Source organism: Flavobacterium sp. NPDC079362, assembly GCF_050267765.1.
Classification (GTDB): domain Bacteria; phylum Bacteroidota; class Bacteroidia; order Flavobacteriales; family Flavobacteriaceae; genus Flavobacterium; species Flavobacterium azizsancarii.
On record NZ_JBNNFM010000013.1, the window covers coordinates 65801 to 83272 of the forward strand.

Below are 17472 nucleotides of genomic sequence, written 5' to 3' on the forward strand. Positions count from 1 at the left end.
TTTTGCTTGAGATAAATACATAATATTGTCATTGCCTGTTCGCAAAACCCGACAGGTTTTTAAAACCTGTCGGGTTTACTATGCGTTAAGGTTGGGATATGATTTTTCTTTTGTAATTACAAATTGAAGCGTTTCTGTTTTTTTATCATAAGAAAGATCAAAAAAAATCTGCTTAATCTGCAAAATCTGCGTGAGAAAAAAACTTTGCGTTTACGAGTCATTGCGAGATTTTTAATTAATTTTAGGAGCTAATCCCGCTATTCGTTCCAATCTTTTGTGTCTCCCGAAGCCTCGGGTCGACACAAAAGGATTTCCACTGCTATCGGGGCTAAAAAAACATATTATGCAAGAAGCCATTGATTTTCTATCAGCTAAAAATCTAATTTTTCTGGAAATCATCGAGAAATATGGATTACCACCAATCCCGAAACGTCCGCAAGGTTTCGAAACTTTAGTTTTATTGATTCTCGAGCAACAAGTTTCTATAGACTCAGCAAAAGCCACATTCTTAAAAATAAAGGCTTATGCCACTTGTAATCCGGAAACGATGTCTGTCTTGCCAGACGAAGAATTTCGTGCTCTTGGAGTAAGCAGGCAGAAAACAAAATATATTAAAATCCTTGCTGATGCTGTTTTAAATAAAGAATTAGATATCGAAAGTTTAGCCAGTAAATCAGCAAAAGAGGTTAGGGAAGAGCTCATCAAATTGAAAGGAATTGGAAACTGGACAATTGATATTTACTTAATGTTTTGTCTTGAGGAACCGGATTTGATTCCGTTAGGAGATATTGCAGTTGTAAATACGATCAAGGAATTACTCAATATTCACGACAAACAAGAAATGGAAATCCATGCCCAACAATGGAGTCCGTACCGATCTTATGCAACATATTTGCTGTGGCATTATTACTTAAACAAGCGAAACAGGAAAATTACCTATTAACTGTCTGTTATTTAAAAGAAATGTAAGTAGATTAATGCCGTTTTGTATTGTAAAAAAGGATTCTTTAGTTACTTTTGCAATCGAAATTATAGAAATAATAAAAAACGAAAATGACCGCAGACAAACTAACAACTTTCGATGTATTAATCGAAATACCAAGAGGAAGCAGAAATAAATACGAGTACGATTTTGAAATCAAAAGAATGCGTTTCGACAGAATGTTATTCTCTTCAATGATGTATCCGGCTGATTACGGATTTATTCCGGAAACTTTAGCACTTGACGGAGATCCTCTTGATGTATTGGTTTTGGTAAACGAGCCAACTTTTCCAGGATGTGTTATGGAAGTAAAACCAATTGGTGTTTTCCATATGGCAGATGATAAAGGACCGGACGAAAAAATTATTTGTGTACCTGTTTCTGATCCAATCTGGAATTCTTTGACTGATCTTTCAGATATGAATCCACACTTAGTAAAAGAGATCGAACATTTCTTTCAGGTTTATAAAGATCTTGAAAATAAAAAAGTAGATGTTGGAGGTTGGGGAGACGTAAAAGAAGCATTTGCAATTATTGCTGAGTGCACGAAGCGTTTTGATGATATCGAAAACAAACCGGAAGGATTATTTAGTATTAAATAATTTTAACCCTATTCTATTATAAAAAAAGCAATATTACGGTCAGTAGTATTGCTTTTTTGTTTAAATTCGTTTTAGTTAGTTTATTGAATATTAACCAATAACCATTAAAATATTATGAACGAATTTATGATTTACTTGCCAATTGTTATGGCAATTATAGGTTTACTTTTCATGGCAATAAAAAGAACTTGGGTTTTAAAGCAAGATGCCGGGGATGGTAAGATGAAAGAGATTTCAGATTACATTTATGAAGGCGCATTAGCATTTTTAAAGGCCGAATATCGATTGCTGACCTTTTTTGTAATTGGTGCAAGTTTAGTTTTAGCCGGAATATCTTTTATTGTTCCTACTACACATATATTAATAGTGGTGGCGTTTATTTTTGGAGCATTTTTCTCGGCTTTGGCCGGAAATATGGGAATGAAAATAGCGACTAAAACAAATGTCAGAACAACTCAGGCTGCTCGTACGAGTTTGCCACAAGCCCTGAAGGTTTCTTTTGGCGGTGGAACTGTAATGGGATTAGGAGTTGCTGGTTTGGCTGTTTTAGGATTGACAGGATTCTTTATTATTTTCTTTCAAATATTCATGCATGGGGTTTGGACTTCATCCGAAGATATGACTAAGGTTTTAGAAACTTTAGCAGGATTTTCATTGGGTGCAGAGTCAATTGCTTTGTTTGCCAGAGTTGGTGGCGGAATCTACACAAAAGCTGCCGATGTTGGAGCCGATTTAGTGGGGAAAGTTGAAGCCGGAATTCCGGAAGATGACCCTCGTAATCCGGCAACAATTGCAGATAACGTTGGAGACAATGTTGGAGATGTTGCAGGAATGGGAGCTGATTTATTTGGTTCTTATGTGGCAACAGTTTTGGCAGCGATGGTTTTAGGAAACTACGTAATCAAAGATATGGGTGGAAATATTCAGGATATTTTTGGCGGAATTGGTCCAATTTTATTGCCAATGGCGATTGCCGGTTTCGGAATCTTATTTTCGATTATTGGAACTACTCTGGTAAAAATTACCGATGATAACGCCAAAGAAGCACAAGTACAAAAAGCATTAAATATAGGAAACTGGGTTTCGATTGTCTTAACTGCAATTGCGTGTTTCTTTTTAGTAAGATATATGTTGCCGGAAACTATGCAGATGAGCTTTTTTGGAGAAGGTTTTAAGGATATCTCATCAATGCGTGTTTTCTATGCGACTTTAGTTGGTTTAGTAGTTGGTGGAGCTATCTCATCAGTAACAGAATATTATACAGGATTAGGTACAAAACCCGTTATGGCAATTGTGCAAAAATCATCTACAGGAGCAGGGACAAACGTTATTGCAGGATTGGCAACCGGAATGATTTCTACTTTTCCAACCGTATTATTGTTTGCAGCTGCAATCTGGATTTCATATGCATTAGCAGGATTTTACGGAGTGGCGCTGGCAGCTTCAGCAATGATGGCAACTACAGCGATGCAATTGGCAATTGATGCTTTTGGACCAATATCTGACAACGCAGGTGGAATTGCAGAAATGAGCGAATTACCAAAAGAAGTTCGTACCAGAACAGATATTTTAGATTCAGTAGGAAATACAACTGCAGCAACCGGAAAAGGTTTTGCAATTGCTTCAGCAGCATTAACATCATTGGCTTTATTTGCTGCTTATGTAACGTTTACAGGAATTGATGGAATTAATATTTTTAAAGCACCTGTTTTAGCGATGTTATTTGTGGGCGGAATGATTCCGGTAGTTTTCTCGGCTTTGGCTATGAATTCAGTAGGGAAAGCAGCTATGGATATGGTTTACGAAGTTCGTCGCCAGTTTAGAGAGATTCCGGGAATTATGGAAGGAACAGGGAAACCTGAATACGCAAAATGTGTAGATATTTCGACCAAAGCAGCTTTACGCGAAATGATGTTGCCGGGAATTTTAACGATTGGTTTCCCAATTGCAATTGTGCTTTTAGGTAAATTAGTTTACGCAGATAACAATCAGTTAATTGCCGAAATGCTAGGCGGATATATGGCCGGAGTAACTGTTTCAGGAGTACTTTGGGCAGTTTTTCAAAACAATGCCGGAGGTGCCTGGGATAATGCTAAAAAATCTTTTGAAGCAGGAGTTCTTATCAACGGAGAAATGACGTACAAAGGTTCTGATGCACATAAAGCGGCCGTAACTGGAGATACAGTAGGAGATCCGTTTAAAGATACTTCTGGGCCATCAATGAATATTTTAATCAAATTAACTTGTTTGATTGGTTTGGTAATTGCACCTATTTTAGGCGAAGGACATTCAGCTCCAGGTTTGACAGAAAAAGGTTCATGTTGTACCAAAACAGAAATGCATGCAGCTGGTGTTTCTAAATGCGGAGACATGGCAGGTATGACCAAAGAAGAGTGCATTAAAATGTGCAAAGACAAAGGTTGTACACCAGAAGAAACAGCAAAATGTTTAGCGCATTATGATGCAAAGGGAAAATATCTGTACCAAAAAACAGATTGTTTTGATACAACTAAATACAGTAAAAACAGGCTTGAGGTTAACCTAGCAACTGTAAACGGTATTACAGTAGGAACGGTAACCAAAACTGTAAACGGTACAACAACAATCGAAGTTTATGAAGGTACAGAAGCTGAAGTAAAAGCGAAAATCGAAGCAGCGAAATAAAAAATATCCTATCCTGACAGGTTTTAAAAACCTGTTAGGTTTAGTTAAGTTAATTCAAATAAACAGAATAAAAAATGCCTCTAATTTTAGAGGCATTTTTGTTATTACAATTTTTTAATTCTAAGTATATCTGTTTTATTATTCTCCAGGCAATGAATTTCGATAGGCATCCCGACATAAACTTCTGAAAAGATAAAAATAGGGTTATTGACCAAGGATCAATCCTTCTATATTCGGTTTGTATTACATATTGGCGTGATCCATTGTAAATCCATCCTGATTCTATATTGGTAACAAATGTAGATATGATCAATTTATTTACCTCTTTAAGATTTTTGTATGATCTTCTGTAAAATGGTATTACATATTTAAATACTAAAAAACAGATTAGGCTAATTAACGCGATAGGAAAAAATGATAGCTCAAAATCATAATATGGAGAAGTAACATAATCAATAATAAAGAACAATACTGGGGAAACGAGTAAAATCGAAAAAATCAAACGAATTTTAAATGCTCTTCGGAGTAGTTTTTTTTCATTATCTGATAAAGGCTGAGTTGTAATCGTCATCTGACTTCAAAATTAAATTCAGATCAAAGGTAATCTTTTTCTTTAAAACGATGTGTTTGATCAAAGTATTAGACAAACTGTAAAGTTATGTAACTAAAAATGCCTCTAAATTTAGAGGCATTTTTTATTCTATAAGTCTGTAAAATTTTTGTTTTCTAAAACAATCCGTTCAATTCAGCATCGATTCTATTAATGATATTTCCTAAATCTTCAGGATTATCCACAAAATTGATATTGTCAACATCGATAATTAATAATTTTCCTTTCGTATAAGTTTGTACCCAGGCTTCATATCTTTCGTTCAGACGACTTAAATAATCGATAGAAATGGAGTTTTCGTAATCACGTCCGCGTTTGTGAATTTGTCCGACAAGATTAGGAATCGAGCTTCTTAAATAAATCAATAAATCAGGAGCTTTTACCAATGATTCCATTAATTCAAAAAGAGAAGTATAATTTTCGAAATCGCGGCTGGTCATTAATCCCATCGAATATAAGTTGGGAGCAAAAATATACGCATCTTCATAAATCGTTCTGTCCTGAATGATTTTCTTACCGCTTTCGCGAATTTGTAATACCTGACGGAAACGACTGTTCAAGAAATAAATTTGCAAATTAAACGACCAACGTTCCATTTGGTGGTAAAAATCATCCAAATACGGATTATCAACTACATCTTCATAATGAGGTTCCCATTTGAAATGTTTGGCTAATAATTTAGTTAAAGTTGTTTTGCCTGCTCCTATATTTCCTGCTATTGCTATGTGCATTACCGTGTTACGATTTTATAATTTGTTATTTCTTAATCTGTAAAAATAGATAAAATTTGGTGTTTGCAGCAGAATTTGTTAAACGATTTTTTTAAAATTTCAATTTCAGAAAATCTGCTTCAATTTCTAGCCGTAATGTCTTTAAAATACAACAAATTAGCTTTGCTGAAAAAATGTGGATTGATTGGTAGTTATTTCAATTGAATTAAAATCAGACACCTTCCGTAAAGTAATTGCTTTTCTAAAAAAAATACACAATAATATAGAAGAACAAGCAAAGTTTGTTTATGAGATCCAGATCATTTTAGAGCCAAAATAGAAAAAACTGCAATAAGCATTACTTCAATAATCGAGATGTAATCTATAAACCTTATTTTGATGTAATGGTCTAATTAATAGCCTATTTTGTCTATGTCTTAGAGGTGTTGATATATTTAATTTTTTGTATTTTAAAATAAACAATACATTTGAGTGTAGGTATTATGGGATTTATCCAAATTTAAAAAAAATGTAATGAAAAAAACAATCTATTATATGTTCATGATGCTTGTATTTACTCAAATGCAGGCTCAGAAAGATTTTCAGGGAATGGCAGTTTACGAATCCAAAACACAACCGCCAAAGTTGGATGGTATGCGTGGTCCTCGTGATATCACACCAGAAATGCAAAAGAGTATGGAAGAGCGAATGAAAAAAATGCTGGAAAAAACATTTATCCTGAATTTTGACAAATCGGCTTCGATTTATAAAGAAGAAGAAAGATTAGAAAATCCGGGACAACAAGGAGGTGGAATGCGTGTGATGATGAACTCATTTATGGGCGGTGGAGGAACTTTTTATAAAGATGTAAAAAACAAATCCTATACTGTTGATAAAGAATTTATGGGGAAAGAATTTCTGGTAGTAGATTCTTTGCCGAAGTTGAATTGGAAAATGGAATCTGAAACCAAACAAATTGGTGGTTATACCTGTTATAAAGCAACGGCCGTTAAAGAAGCCAGCAAAACTGATTTTAGAAACTTCAGACCTAAAAACAACGATGATAAAAAACCGGAAGAGAAAAAAGAGGATGTAAAGAAAACTTCGGGAGTAACGAAAACCAACTTTGAGGATAATTTCGAAATGCCAAAAGAAGTAACTATTACTGCTTGGTATACACCAGAAATTCCCGTAAATCAGGGACCTGAGAATTATTGGGGATTGCCGGGTTTAATTCTCGAAGTAAATGATGGGAGAACTACTATTTTGTGTTCAAAGATAGTCTTGAATGCTAAAGAAAAAGTAGAAATAAAACCATCTAAAAGAGGAAAAGTAATTTCTCAGAAAGATTATGACGAAACAGTGATCAAAAAGATGGAAGAATTTAGAGAAACGAATCGTGGTCGTACACTAAGTGCCCCTCCAATGATGGGAAGATAAAACGTCAGTCTAAAATTATTTTATCCTAAATCATTTTTTTTAATGAACAAGTCTCTTTTTATACTCGCCTTTTTGTTTACTTCTATATGTTTTTCTCAAAGTGTCCGTTTTGATGGTTTTATTCAGGATGAGCAAAAAAATCCCTTAGAAATGGCCAACATTATGGCTGTAAACATTACTACAAAAGCAATGGATTCTTACGGGATTACCAATGACAAAGGAAAATTTCAACTTACATTAAAGCCTAATACGTCTTATTCAATAAAAGTCAGTTATCTGGGAATGAAATCGAAAGAGATTTCAGTTGTGACTCAAAGTGCAAATATTGTTCAGAACATTGTTATGGATGATGCCGGAATTGAACTTCAAGGCGTTGAGATTGTGCGTGAAATGCCTGTTTCTATAAAAGGGGATACCATTGTATATAATGCTGATTCGTTTAAATCAGGAACAGAAAAAAAGCTCGAAGATGTATTGAAAAAACTGCCGGGAGTTGAGGTAAATGCTGACGGAGAAATTGAAGTTGAAGGTAAAAAAGTTACCAAATTAATGGTTGAAGGCAAAGATTTTTTTGACGGAGATACAAAACTTGGTGTTAAAAATATTCCTGCAGATGCCATTGATAAAATTCAGGTTTTAAGAAATTATAACGAAGTTAAGGCTCTAAAAGGATTGGAAAATGATCAGGATAATGTGGCGATGAATATTAAACTGAAAGAAGGTAAAAAGAATTTTTGGTTTGGTGATGTGACCGCCGGAACTGGAGTTGGAGAACTTGACAGCAGGTATATTATTAATCCAAAACTGTTCTATTACAGTCCAAAATATAGCATTAATCTAATCACTAATTTTAATAATATTGGTGAATTACCTTTAACAGCGCAGGATTATTTTAAGTTTACAGGAGGGTTTAAAAACCTGATGAAAAAAGGCGGAAGTAATTTTAATGTTTCCTCAAATGATTTAGGAATTTCGATATTGAGAAACAATCGCGCAAAAGAAATTGAAACAAAATTTGGAGCAACAAATTTTGCTTATTCCGTTACTAAAAAATGGAATATTAGCGGTTTCGGAATATTGTCGACTTCAAAAACAGACTTGGAAACAAAATCTCAAACTACCATTTTAGACTCTGGAGATGAGCAAAAAAGGGAGGAAGAAACACATCAAAAAAATAATCTGGGACTTTTTAAATTAAGTTCGACTTATAAGCCAAATGACAAATTTCAGTTTGATTATGATATTTTGACGAAGATATCCAGACAAAATGAAAATACTGATCTGTTGCGTGAATCTGTTGTGAATAATGTATCTGCTTTAGAAACAATTTTAACCAATAAAAAGCAAGATCCTACATCTATCAATCAAAATTTGAGTTTGTATTATACACAAAGTGACAAGAATATTTTTGCTTTTGAAATGCAACATTTGTATCAGGAAGAAAATCCATTTTACAATGCCAATCTAAAAACACAACCTTTTGATCTTTCAGGTTATACTTCAGGGCAAAACAGGAACGATCTTAATCAGGATAGATTTGTAAAAACCAATAAAGTAGATGCCAAGCTAGATTATTACTACATGGTAACGCCAAAAAGCAATATCAATATTACGTTAGGAAACACATATTCGTATCAGGATTTTAACTCTCATATTTTTCAGATGCTGGATAATGGAGATAAAAATGATTTGAATGATCCTGAAAATAATAATAAAGTCAACTACGATTTTAATGATGTTTTTATGGGTTTTCATTACAAGATTTTATCCGGAAAATTTACCTTAACTCCCGGAGTCAGCGTGCATTCATATACAATGAAAAACACACAATTAGGAACTGATTATTCGCAGAATTTCATGAAGGTATTACCTGATTTTTTTGCTTTGTATCAAATTAAAAAATCAGAAACACTAACGTATAATTTCTCATTGTCAAATGATTTTACAGATATCAATCAATTGGCTTCGGGTTATGTTTTGTCAGATTACAGTAGTTTGTTCCGCGGAAATCGTTTCTTGGAAAACGCTACGTCGCAAGTACATTCGTTACGTTATTTTAAATATAATATGTTCAATTTTGAGAACATTTTTGCCAATGCAACGTATACCAAAAAAGTAGACGCCATTAAAACCAAAGCTGATTTCGAAGGAATTAATCAATCATCATCACCTTATAATTCTAATTTAGCCGATGAAACTTTTTCAGGAATGGGAAATTACGGACGTTCTTTTTTAAAGAATTACAAAGCTTCCGTAAATGCAACTTTCAATTGGTCAAAATTCAATAATATCCAAAATGATGTATTGGCAACAACAGAAAGTTTTAGTCAAAGTTATACCGTAAAAGCTTCAACAAACTATAAAAACTTTCCCAATATCGAGTTTGGTTATAATGCGCTTATTAATAAATATAGCGGCTCTACTTATTACACAGATAAGCCCTTTGCGAGATTGGATTATTATTTTCTGGAAAGCTTTTCGTTTGTTTCAGAGTATGAATTCTATCATTATTACAATGGCAATAAAACAGTCGATAACGAATATGATTTTTTAAGTGCCAGTTTAATCTATCAGAAAAAGAACAGCAAATGGGAGTATAAAATAGCGGCAACTAACTTACTCAATACAAAATATCTCAATGATGACAGCTTCTCTCAGTTTTCTACAAGGGTTTCACAATATACTGTGCAGCCTCGCTACATCATGTTTTCGATGAAATATAATTTATAGTATTTTGGTTACAAATTTTTGTATCTTTTGGTGCTTTTTTAAATAAGAAAGAAATACCTTTGCGCTAATTAGTAACAACTAAAATAATAGTTATGCGTAATTTTATATGGAGTTTCTTAGCGTTCTTTTGTTTAATATCCAGCGCTTTTTGTCAAACAACAAATATTGAAAAAGGATCTTATTTGTCTACAGGCCAAAGTCAAAAAATCAAATTGAATTTATTAGATAATAATAAATACGAATTGGTTTTTTACTCCGGCGATTATGAGATAAAAGGAGATTCATTATTATTTACTCCAAGCGTAAAAGCAGAGAATATGTTTGATCTTACCTTTAAAAATGATAAAAAGGCAAAGAAAATTAAGGTAAAATTCGTAAATCCTAACTACAATTCTTTTTATATAGGGACACAAAAAAAATCAGATCCAATTCAGTATGAAAGATTAGCTGACATAGGAGCCAGAGTTAATCCTAATTATGACAAAATAGATGTAGATTTTGAAATTGATCGTGCTGATTACTTGTATTTAATTTATGAACTATATGGAGGAGACAGCAAAGTTTCGAAATTTGCTTTACCAAAAGATGTTTCAGAAGTTACAATCCAATATAATTTAGATGCTACAGCTGATTTGAATATTACCGGTTTTTATGATCAAAAAACAAAGGATTTAATGATCTTAGAACAATCAGTACCAACCCCATTGATTTTTCGTAATGCAAAGGATGTTCAGCCTGAAAAAGTTTCAAAAGTAATTGCTTTAGAAAATAAAACAATTACCAATTGGACTTATCCTGGAAAAGAACCTTTGGTTAGTGACGATTTTGGGACAGCAGTTGATTCTACCGTCGTCGTAGCTGATACTACTTCTGTAGCAACATATGATTTTAAATTAAAAATCGAAAACAATTTAAAAAGTGCTATTTCATTTAATAAAACTGCTAAAACTAAATTTTTGGTAGTGGAACTTGATAGTAAAAATGCTTCGGCAAAAACTGACTTCGATGCTTTTATTAAAGATCAGGAAACGCAGATTGGTTATGCCATGAGTGATTCATACAAAGCTGAATATGACTTATATAATTTTTATTTGGCTACAGCCGATGATGCAAAATGGTTAAAAGCAAATAAAATTACACATATACCAAGTTTAGCAATTTTGAACGCAGATGGAAATATTATAGCAACTGTAAAGTCTAATTTAGACGATAAAAAATATGAGTTAAATTATTACGATCCCTTTTACAAAAAATTACAAAGTGTAAGTGGATTATATGATTTTGATAGAACAATAAAAGATAAGAAAGCAAAAGATACAGATTTAGTTCTTGCTTTTAATAAAGTAGCTCTTCTTGAAATACCATACGATTATTATGCGGATACTGGTGAAACACCTGTTGAAACCCCTATGGATTTTAAGTATGTAAGTACGGTTTTAGATAAAAAAGAAGTTGCTCAAATCTGGAAGAAACTAATAGAAGCACATCAAAAAGATGCTAAACCAAATATGTATTTGGTAGAAACTATTGTAAAAGAAATTAAAAATCAGGGATTCTCGAAACAGTTTATTAAAGATGATAAAGTTTTAAACGATACTGATTATCTGGCGATAGATTATTTGATCAGGCATTATGATGCTATTGATGCTCAACGTTTAGAATTTAATAGTAAAGAAGGTGAAACACATTCAATAGAAAGCCTGAATACTGAAATTGCGGCAGCATTACAGCAAAATAAAGATGTTGAACAAAATGACATTTCAGGAAGCAAAAATAAAAATCAAAACAAAACAATTTCAATTTATAAAAAATTAATTGCCCTCGGGAAAGGAAACTTTGACTGTTACCAGAATTACTTTATCTATCTCGCAGAATTGGAAGATAAAGATGGATCTAACACCACCTACTTAAAAGAATTCAGTACTTATTTTGATAGTTACTTAACAACAGATAGAGTAAATCCTATTGTACGATTAGATGAATTGTTTACTTTGTTAGATGAGAATTCAGGTTACTCTAGTTGGAATTACTTCAAAGAATATCATTCTAATTTGGCCAATTCCGCCGCATGGACCGTAGTTTCAAAACCCGGAAATACCGCTTTTATAAAATCAGCAATTATCTGGTCTGAATATAGTCTGGTAGTAACGAAAAATAATCCTTATTACTTAGATACTCTGGCTCAGTTGTATTATAAAGATGGGCAAAAACAAAAAGCAATCGAAACACAAACTCTCGCGGTTAAGTATTTAACTGATTATGTAGAAGAAGAAACAGCAACAGAAATAAAAGAGACGTTAAGCAAAATGCAAAACGGAACGTATTAAAATGAGAAAGCCTTTGAAGTAGTTCAAAGGCTTTCTTTTTAGTTCTTAATTTTTACCAGAAGCTTTATATTGTAACTGTTTAATACTTTTTTATTGTTTTTAATTTTGCCATTGGCATTCAGATAAGTGATCAAAATTTTATACTTAGGGGTTTCTAGTTCCTGAGTTATTTTTTTATTTAGATTGTTGTTTTGATCAAAATCAGAATTTTTATTCACAAAATTACTAATTTCCAGCGGAATACTATCTTGATTAATCTGTAGCTTGATACCGTAATCTTCAACGGTCGCTTTAATCGAATAGCTCTTATTTTCAATCTTTACACAATCTTTGCATTCAAAATTTTTATCATAAAAAGACAGCGTAAATGCCATATCATATCCGTGAATGTTTTCTATAGTGTTTTGGTCATTTTCATAATAATAGTAGTAAAATTCGTTTTTGTATTTTTCTGGTCTATCATAGGATGTTTTGTAATTATAACCCAAAGCTTCCATTATTTTATAATCACTGGGAGACTTGTCTTTTTTAATCAGCGCTTCTAACTTGGTTTTCGCATAAGGAACCATAATTTCTACACCATAATTATTTTGGAGAAAAGAAACAATACTGCTTAAATCCTGTTCTTGTTCGAAAGTTAGTTTTTTGTGATTTGAATTTTGCACATAAGCTTCAAATCGGGATAACTGGCTGTGTTTTGAGATAGAGTTCGCACTTTGCGGGCCAGCAATCGAAAACAATCCGGCCAGACACATACTTATTGGAATAAACTTAATTTTAGGATTCTTTTGAATTAAAAAATATCCCACAACAATAGAAAGCCATATCGATAACAAGAGAACATAATAACGTTCATGGGTAAATCCGTAAAGATTGATTCGGTATAAAATTGCCCAAAAAAGTAATCCAAGTAGTGGAATCAATAGAAAGTAAAACCAACGATTGAAGGTTCGCATCCAAAGATTACTGGTTTCAGTCGCAATAGGATGAACCAATAAAAAGGAAAGAATCCCAAAAATTGCAAACACCAAAACAAGATACGAAACCCAGCCAACAGGCAAGGAAAGCGTAACAAGAATTTTAGCTTCATAACAGATTAAAATCACGAGATAAAGGCTTATCAAAGGCAACAAAACATATTGAGTAAAGTTTTTAAGCCCTTTTGGGTAATTCAAAACCAACGGAACCTCGTTATTATTGGTTTCCGGAACTCCGCTTAAAAAGAAAATGGTATTAAAAATGCCGACAATGACAAAAAAGATGTGAAAGTAAATATGATCATAGAATTCAACCTTAAACAGCTTATCAACGGCTAATATAGCCAATGCCAAACCCGAATAAAGTACAATGCTGTACAATGCTGCCGTTAAAATTCGAAGAAAAAGCTGTTTATTGAACTCCCAGAATTCATCCTGATTATATTTCCTTGGTAAGAAACCCGCAAATGAAACCAACAAATGCAGAGCAATATTAAGTACTAAAAATTGTTGTATTTCAATTTCTGTAATGTATTTATGAAAATTAAAAATAAAAAGAACGATAAAACCGCCAAGAACTAAACTCGTTATGAAACGTAAAAGAATGCCCTTTTTTGAAGCTAAGAAAAATAAACTGACAGAAAGAAATAAAACCAAACATAAAGAACAGCTCATTATTGCTTTTTGATAAAGCTCTCTATTAGGATCATTATATTCTTTCTCGTTAAGAATTATTGCCAGAATAGTACCCAAAATCACAGTTATAGTTTCTAACGGAAATCTAAGAACTGTTTTTAGTGTTGCACTTAGAACATTTTGTAACGAAGGAAGTCTGCCCATTTTTTATCAGTTATTTTGTATAAAGTAAACTAAATTGCAAGGGATAACCAAATAAAATAATGATACAAAAAAAAGGAGACCATCATTTTGTCAAATTTACATTTCAGTACTATTTCAAATGTAAACAGGCTTTTTTTCTCTATAAATTACTAAGTTTGGGTTATTAAATTAAAACGTATGAAAAATAAAATGATTCTCGTTTTGATTGCCTGTGGAGGAGTAGTTTTTTCGCAAGCAATTAAAAAACCGCTAGTTTCAGCAATTACAGATAAAGACCTGAGAACGGATATGTATCAAATGGCCGGTGATCATTTTAATGGTCGTGAGGCAGGAACTTTAGATGAATTAAAGGTCTCGATGTGGCTGGCAAATAAAGCAAAAGAAGCAGGAATGGCTCCAGCGGGTGATGATGGAACTTATTTTCAGTTTTTTGATTTGTACAGGCATCAGGTAACTCCAAATACAAAATTCAAAATTGGGCAAAAAGAATATAAACTGTGGAAAGATGTTCTGGTAGCAGAAACGACAAACATAAAAGTTGATGCGCCATTAGTATATCTAGGAGCAGCAACAAAAGAAGAAATCGAAAAAGCAGATATCAAAGGAAAAGCAGTAGTCATATTAGCTTCTAAAGAAGGAATTGCAGATGATATTTCGCTTTTTGACAGACGTTATCCGGGTCTTGTACGAAATAAATATTATGATCTTGTAGTCAAAAAAGGCGCTGCAGCAATGATTATGGTAGCAGACCAATTAGGAGAGGAAAGCTGGTCTCAGGTTGAACCACAAATGACAAGAGGTATTTACGGAATCGAAGGTGTTCGCGATAAAATTGGCGCTACAATGCCGGTTTTTTGGCTACACAACGATCAATTAGCATATCTTAAAACTACGAAAGATCTTTTATCAACAGAGGTAATTTCTGAAACCTATAAATATCCTTCAGTAAATGTTGTAGGTAAGATAGATGGAACTGATGCTAAATTAAAAAACGAATATGTTCTTTTTAGCGGACATCAGGATCATGATGGTGTGAGACAAAAATACGGGCAGGATTCTATTTATAACGGAGCCGATGATAATGCAAGTACTTGTGTCGCAATGTTAGCCATTGCAAGAGCTTACAAGAAACAACCCGGGAAAAGATCTGCCTTATTCGTATTTCATGGTTCAGAGGAGCGCGGATTGTTAGGATCAAGATGGTATGCGTCGCACCCTACAGTTCCGGAAAAGGATATTATTGCGGTACTAAACGGTGATATGATTGGTAGAAATAATGTAAATCAGGCTGCTTTATTGGGTTCCAGTTCACCTCATGAAAACTCTTCAGATTTAGTGGCTATTGCCAAAAGAGCAAATGATGAAGGCCCTAAATTCGATTTAGATAAACTTTGGGACAGACCAGAGCATCCGGAATATTTTTATTTCCGTTCAGATCACTTGCCATATGCAAAAAGAGGAATTCCAGCTGTTTTTTATACCAGTGTTTTACACAGTCAATACCATACGCCAATGGATGAATCTGAAAATATTGATTTCGTAAAATTGCATAAAATGACTGAATGGATCTACCGTACAGGCTGGATTTTATCTAACGAGGCCAATCGTCCTAAAACATTACCAAATGTACAATTAGAGCGATAAAGGATTTACAGATTATATTATATTTGGATTGAAATTTAGACGCGGATGAAACGGATTCGCTACCGCGAAAACGCAGATAAAAACAGATTTTTTTCTTTATTTATTTTCTACTTTAAGCAGGATATAAATAAAATCCGTTTTTATCCGCGTCTTTACGAAGTAAATCCGTTTCATCCGTGTTCAAATAAACACATAGAATATTGCAAAATCTACTAAATAAGAGAGGCTGTCCAAATAAATAGACAGCCTCTCTTTGTATGTAAATGTTTTCAGATTGAATTACAATCCAAATTCAGCTTTTACTTTGTCTACGAAATCAAGTTTTTCCCAGGTAAATAACTCAACAGTAACAGTTTTTACATTTCCTCCCGGAGCAGAAAAAGTTTTAGTTACCACTTCCGGCGTACGTCCCATATGTCCATAAGCAGCAGTTTCGCTATAAATAGGATTTCTTAATTTCAAACGTTGCTCAATAAAGTAAGGACGCATATCAAAGATAGCTTCTACTTTTTTAGCAATTTCACCATTAGTCAAGTTTACTTTAGAAGTTCCGTAAGTATCAATGAAGATTCCCATTGGTTGAGCAACTCCAATTGCGTAAGAAACCTGTACTAAAATCTCGTCAGCAACACCAGCTGCAACTAAATTTTTAGCGATATGACGTGTAGCATAAGCAGCACTTCTGTCTACTTTACTTGGATCTTTTCCAGAGAATGCACCACCACCGTGAGCACCTTTTCCACCGTAAGTATCCACAATGATTTTTCTTCCTGTTAAACCAGTATCTCCGTGAGGTCCTCCAATAACGAATTTTCCTGTTGGGTTAATATGATAGTTGATCTTGTCATTGAATAAATGCGCGTGACTTGGATTTTTAGCAATGATTCTTGGAATCAGGATTTCGATAATATCTTTTTTGATTTTAGCCAGCATTGTAGCTTCTTCATCAAAATCATCGTGTTGAGTCGAGATTACAATCGCATCAATACGAGTTGGTTTGTTATCGTCGCTATATTCTAAAGTTACCTGCGATTTTGCATCAGGACGTAAATAAGTGATTTCTTTATTCTCACGTCTTAAGATTGCTAATTCCTGCAATAAACTATGAGATAAATCAAGTGCCAATGGCATGTAGTTTTCAGTCTCGTTAGTTGCGTAACCAAACATCATTCCCTGGTCTCCTGCACCTTGCTCCTCTGGCTTAGCTCTGTCAACACCTTGATTAATATCTGCAGATTGCTCATGAATTGCAGAAAGAATCCCACAAGAATTTGCTTCAAACATATATTCACTCTTAGTATATCCAATTTTACGGATTACGTCACGAGCAATTTGCTGAACATCAAGATAGGTATTCGATTTTACTTCACCAGCTAAAATTACCTGACCTGTAGTAACAAGAGTTTCACAAGCTACTTTTGAGTCAGCATCAAATGCCAAAAAGTTATCAATTAATGCATCCGAAATTTGATCTGCAACTTTGTCTGGATGCCCTTCACTAACAGATTCTGACGTAAATAAATAAGCCATAATAATTTATTAAATTAAAATTAAGTGAGGAAAAAAATTGCTAAAAAGGGCTAAAGGAGAATGTCTGCTTTAGCATTTTTTACTACCGAAATTAAAAACTTTCAGTATTCATAACGAACCATTTCATTATGAAGAGGTTGCAATCAGTTCAAATTTTTCCTCTGTATTAGGGTGCAAAGGTATAAAACCATTTTGATTTGCAAATTAAAGTTTTGATTTTTTTGATTTTATAAGTAGAAATTTAACATAACATACTATTTTGATAGGGTAATAGAAATTATTTCTGTTTTTGTTTGGTCGATTAAAAAATAGTTTGCAAATTTGCCCCATCAAAATAATAGAAAAGATGAAATTAACAGTTTGCAATATGTCTTGTAAGATGCCGGAGCCTTCCGCAGAGACGATATTGTAGTTTT

General features: G+C 33.4%; 10 protein-coding genes. 7 read left to right on the forward strand and 3 right to left on the reverse strand.

The window, feature by feature from the left end; genetic code table 11:
• Positions 1-343 precede the first annotated feature (343 nt).
• The 3 genes from ACQKCJ_RS13095 (at position 344) to ACQKCJ_RS13105 (ending at position 4248) form a co-directional block, all read left to right on the forward strand.
• On the forward strand, positions 344-943 hold the full coding sequence (locus ACQKCJ_RS13095) for a DNA-3-methyladenine glycosylase family protein (RefSeq protein WP_427402131.1): 600 nt from the start codon (positions 344-346) through the stop codon (positions 941-943).
• 110 nt (positions 944-1053) lie between these two features.
• Positions 1054-1584, forward strand: a complete 531-nt coding sequence (locus ACQKCJ_RS13100; protein ID WP_271337000.1) for an inorganic diphosphatase — start codon at positions 1054-1056, stop codon at positions 1582-1584.
• 114 nt (positions 1585-1698) lie between these two features.
• Positions 1699-4248: a sodium-translocating pyrophosphatase gene (locus ACQKCJ_RS13105; protein WP_427402132.1), complete on the forward strand. Its 2550-nt coding sequence runs from the start codon at positions 1699-1701 to the stop codon at positions 4246-4248.
• A 726-nt stretch (positions 4249-4974) separates the two neighbouring features.
• Here ACQKCJ_RS13105 and ACQKCJ_RS13110 read toward each other — a convergent pair.
• Positions 4975-5589, reverse strand: a complete 615-nt coding sequence (locus ACQKCJ_RS13110) for a deoxynucleoside kinase (protein ID WP_041516522.1) — start codon at positions 5587-5589, stop codon at positions 4975-4977.
• A gap of 513 nt (positions 5590-6102) precedes the next feature.
• Here ACQKCJ_RS13110 and ACQKCJ_RS13115 point away from each other — a divergent pair.
• The 3 genes from ACQKCJ_RS13115 to ACQKCJ_RS13125 all read left to right on the forward strand — a co-directional run bounded on the left by ACQKCJ_RS13115 (position 6103) and on the right by ACQKCJ_RS13125 (position 12065).
• Complete coding sequence (locus tag ACQKCJ_RS13115; protein ID WP_271337849.1) at positions 6103-7008, forward strand: GLPGLI family protein; 906 nt, start codon at positions 6103-6105, stop codon at positions 7006-7008.
• A gap of 42 nt (positions 7009-7050) precedes the next feature.
• The gene (locus ACQKCJ_RS13120) at positions 7051-9738 is read left to right on the forward strand and encodes a carboxypeptidase-like regulatory domain-containing protein (RefSeq protein WP_427402133.1); all 2688 of its coding nucleotides are present in this window, start codon (positions 7051-7053) and stop codon (positions 9736-9738) included.
• 92 nt (positions 9739-9830) lie between these two features.
• Positions 9831-12065, forward strand: coding sequence for a hypothetical protein (locus ACQKCJ_RS13125; RefSeq protein ID WP_427402134.1), 2235 nt, complete (start codon positions 9831-9833; stop codon positions 12063-12065).
• A gap of 38 nt (positions 12066-12103) precedes the next feature.
• Here ACQKCJ_RS13125 and ACQKCJ_RS13130 read toward each other — a convergent pair whose 3' ends face one another.
• Positions 12104-13882 carry a DUF4153 domain-containing protein gene (locus ACQKCJ_RS13130; RefSeq protein WP_427402135.1) on the reverse strand — a complete coding sequence of 593 codons (1779 nt, stop codon included), beginning with the start codon at positions 13880-13882 and terminating at the stop codon, positions 12104-12106.
• 177 nt (positions 13883-14059) lie between these two features.
• Between ACQKCJ_RS13130 and ACQKCJ_RS13135 the strand changes: the two genes are divergently transcribed.
• Complete coding sequence (locus tag ACQKCJ_RS13135; RefSeq protein WP_427402136.1) at positions 14060-15526, forward strand: M28 family metallopeptidase; 1467 nt, start codon at positions 14060-14062, stop codon at positions 15524-15526.
• A gap of 279 nt (positions 15527-15805) precedes the next feature.
• Here the strand turns inward: ACQKCJ_RS13135 and metK are convergent, their stop codons facing one another.
• A complete protein-coding gene (gene metK / locus ACQKCJ_RS13140; RefSeq protein ID WP_427402137.1) occupies positions 15806-17056 on the reverse strand; it encodes a methionine adenosyltransferase in 1251 nt (416 codons plus the stop codon).
• Positions 17057-17472 lie beyond the last annotated feature (416 nt).

Excerpts from the sequence above, each read along its gene's own strand:
- ACQKCJ_RS13095 (WP_427402131.1), top strand. The coding sequence starts at position 344 with ATGCAAGAAGCCATTGATTTTCTATCAGCTAAAAATCTAATTTTTCTG.
- ACQKCJ_RS13100 (WP_271337000.1), top strand. The coding sequence starts at position 1,054 with ATGACCGCAGACAAACTAACAACTTTCGATGTATTAATCGAAATACCA.
- ACQKCJ_RS13105 (WP_427402132.1), top strand. The coding sequence starts at position 1,699 with ATGAACGAATTTATGATTTACTTGCCAATTGTTATGGCAATTATAGGT.
- ACQKCJ_RS13110 (WP_041516522.1), bottom strand. The coding sequence starts at position 5,589 with ATGCACATAGCAATAGCAGGAAATATAGGAGCAGGCAAAACAACTTTA.
- ACQKCJ_RS13115 (WP_271337849.1), top strand. The coding sequence starts at position 6,103 with ATGAAAAAAACAATCTATTATATGTTCATGATGCTTGTATTTACTCAA.
- ACQKCJ_RS13120 (WP_427402133.1), top strand. The coding sequence starts at position 7,051 with ATGAACAAGTCTCTTTTTATACTCGCCTTTTTGTTTACTTCTATATGT.
- ACQKCJ_RS13125 (WP_427402134.1), top strand. The coding sequence starts at position 9,831 with ATGCGTAATTTTATATGGAGTTTCTTAGCGTTCTTTTGTTTAATATCC.
- ACQKCJ_RS13130 (WP_427402135.1), bottom strand. The coding sequence starts at position 13,882 with ATGGGCAGACTTCCTTCGTTACAAAATGTTCTAAGTGCAACACTAAAA.
- ACQKCJ_RS13135 (WP_427402136.1), top strand. The coding sequence starts at position 14,060 with ATGAAAAATAAAATGATTCTCGTTTTGATTGCCTGTGGAGGAGTAGTT.
- metK (WP_427402137.1), bottom strand. The coding sequence starts at position 17,056 with ATGGCTTATTTATTTACGTCAGAATCTGTTAGTGAAGGGCATCCAGAC.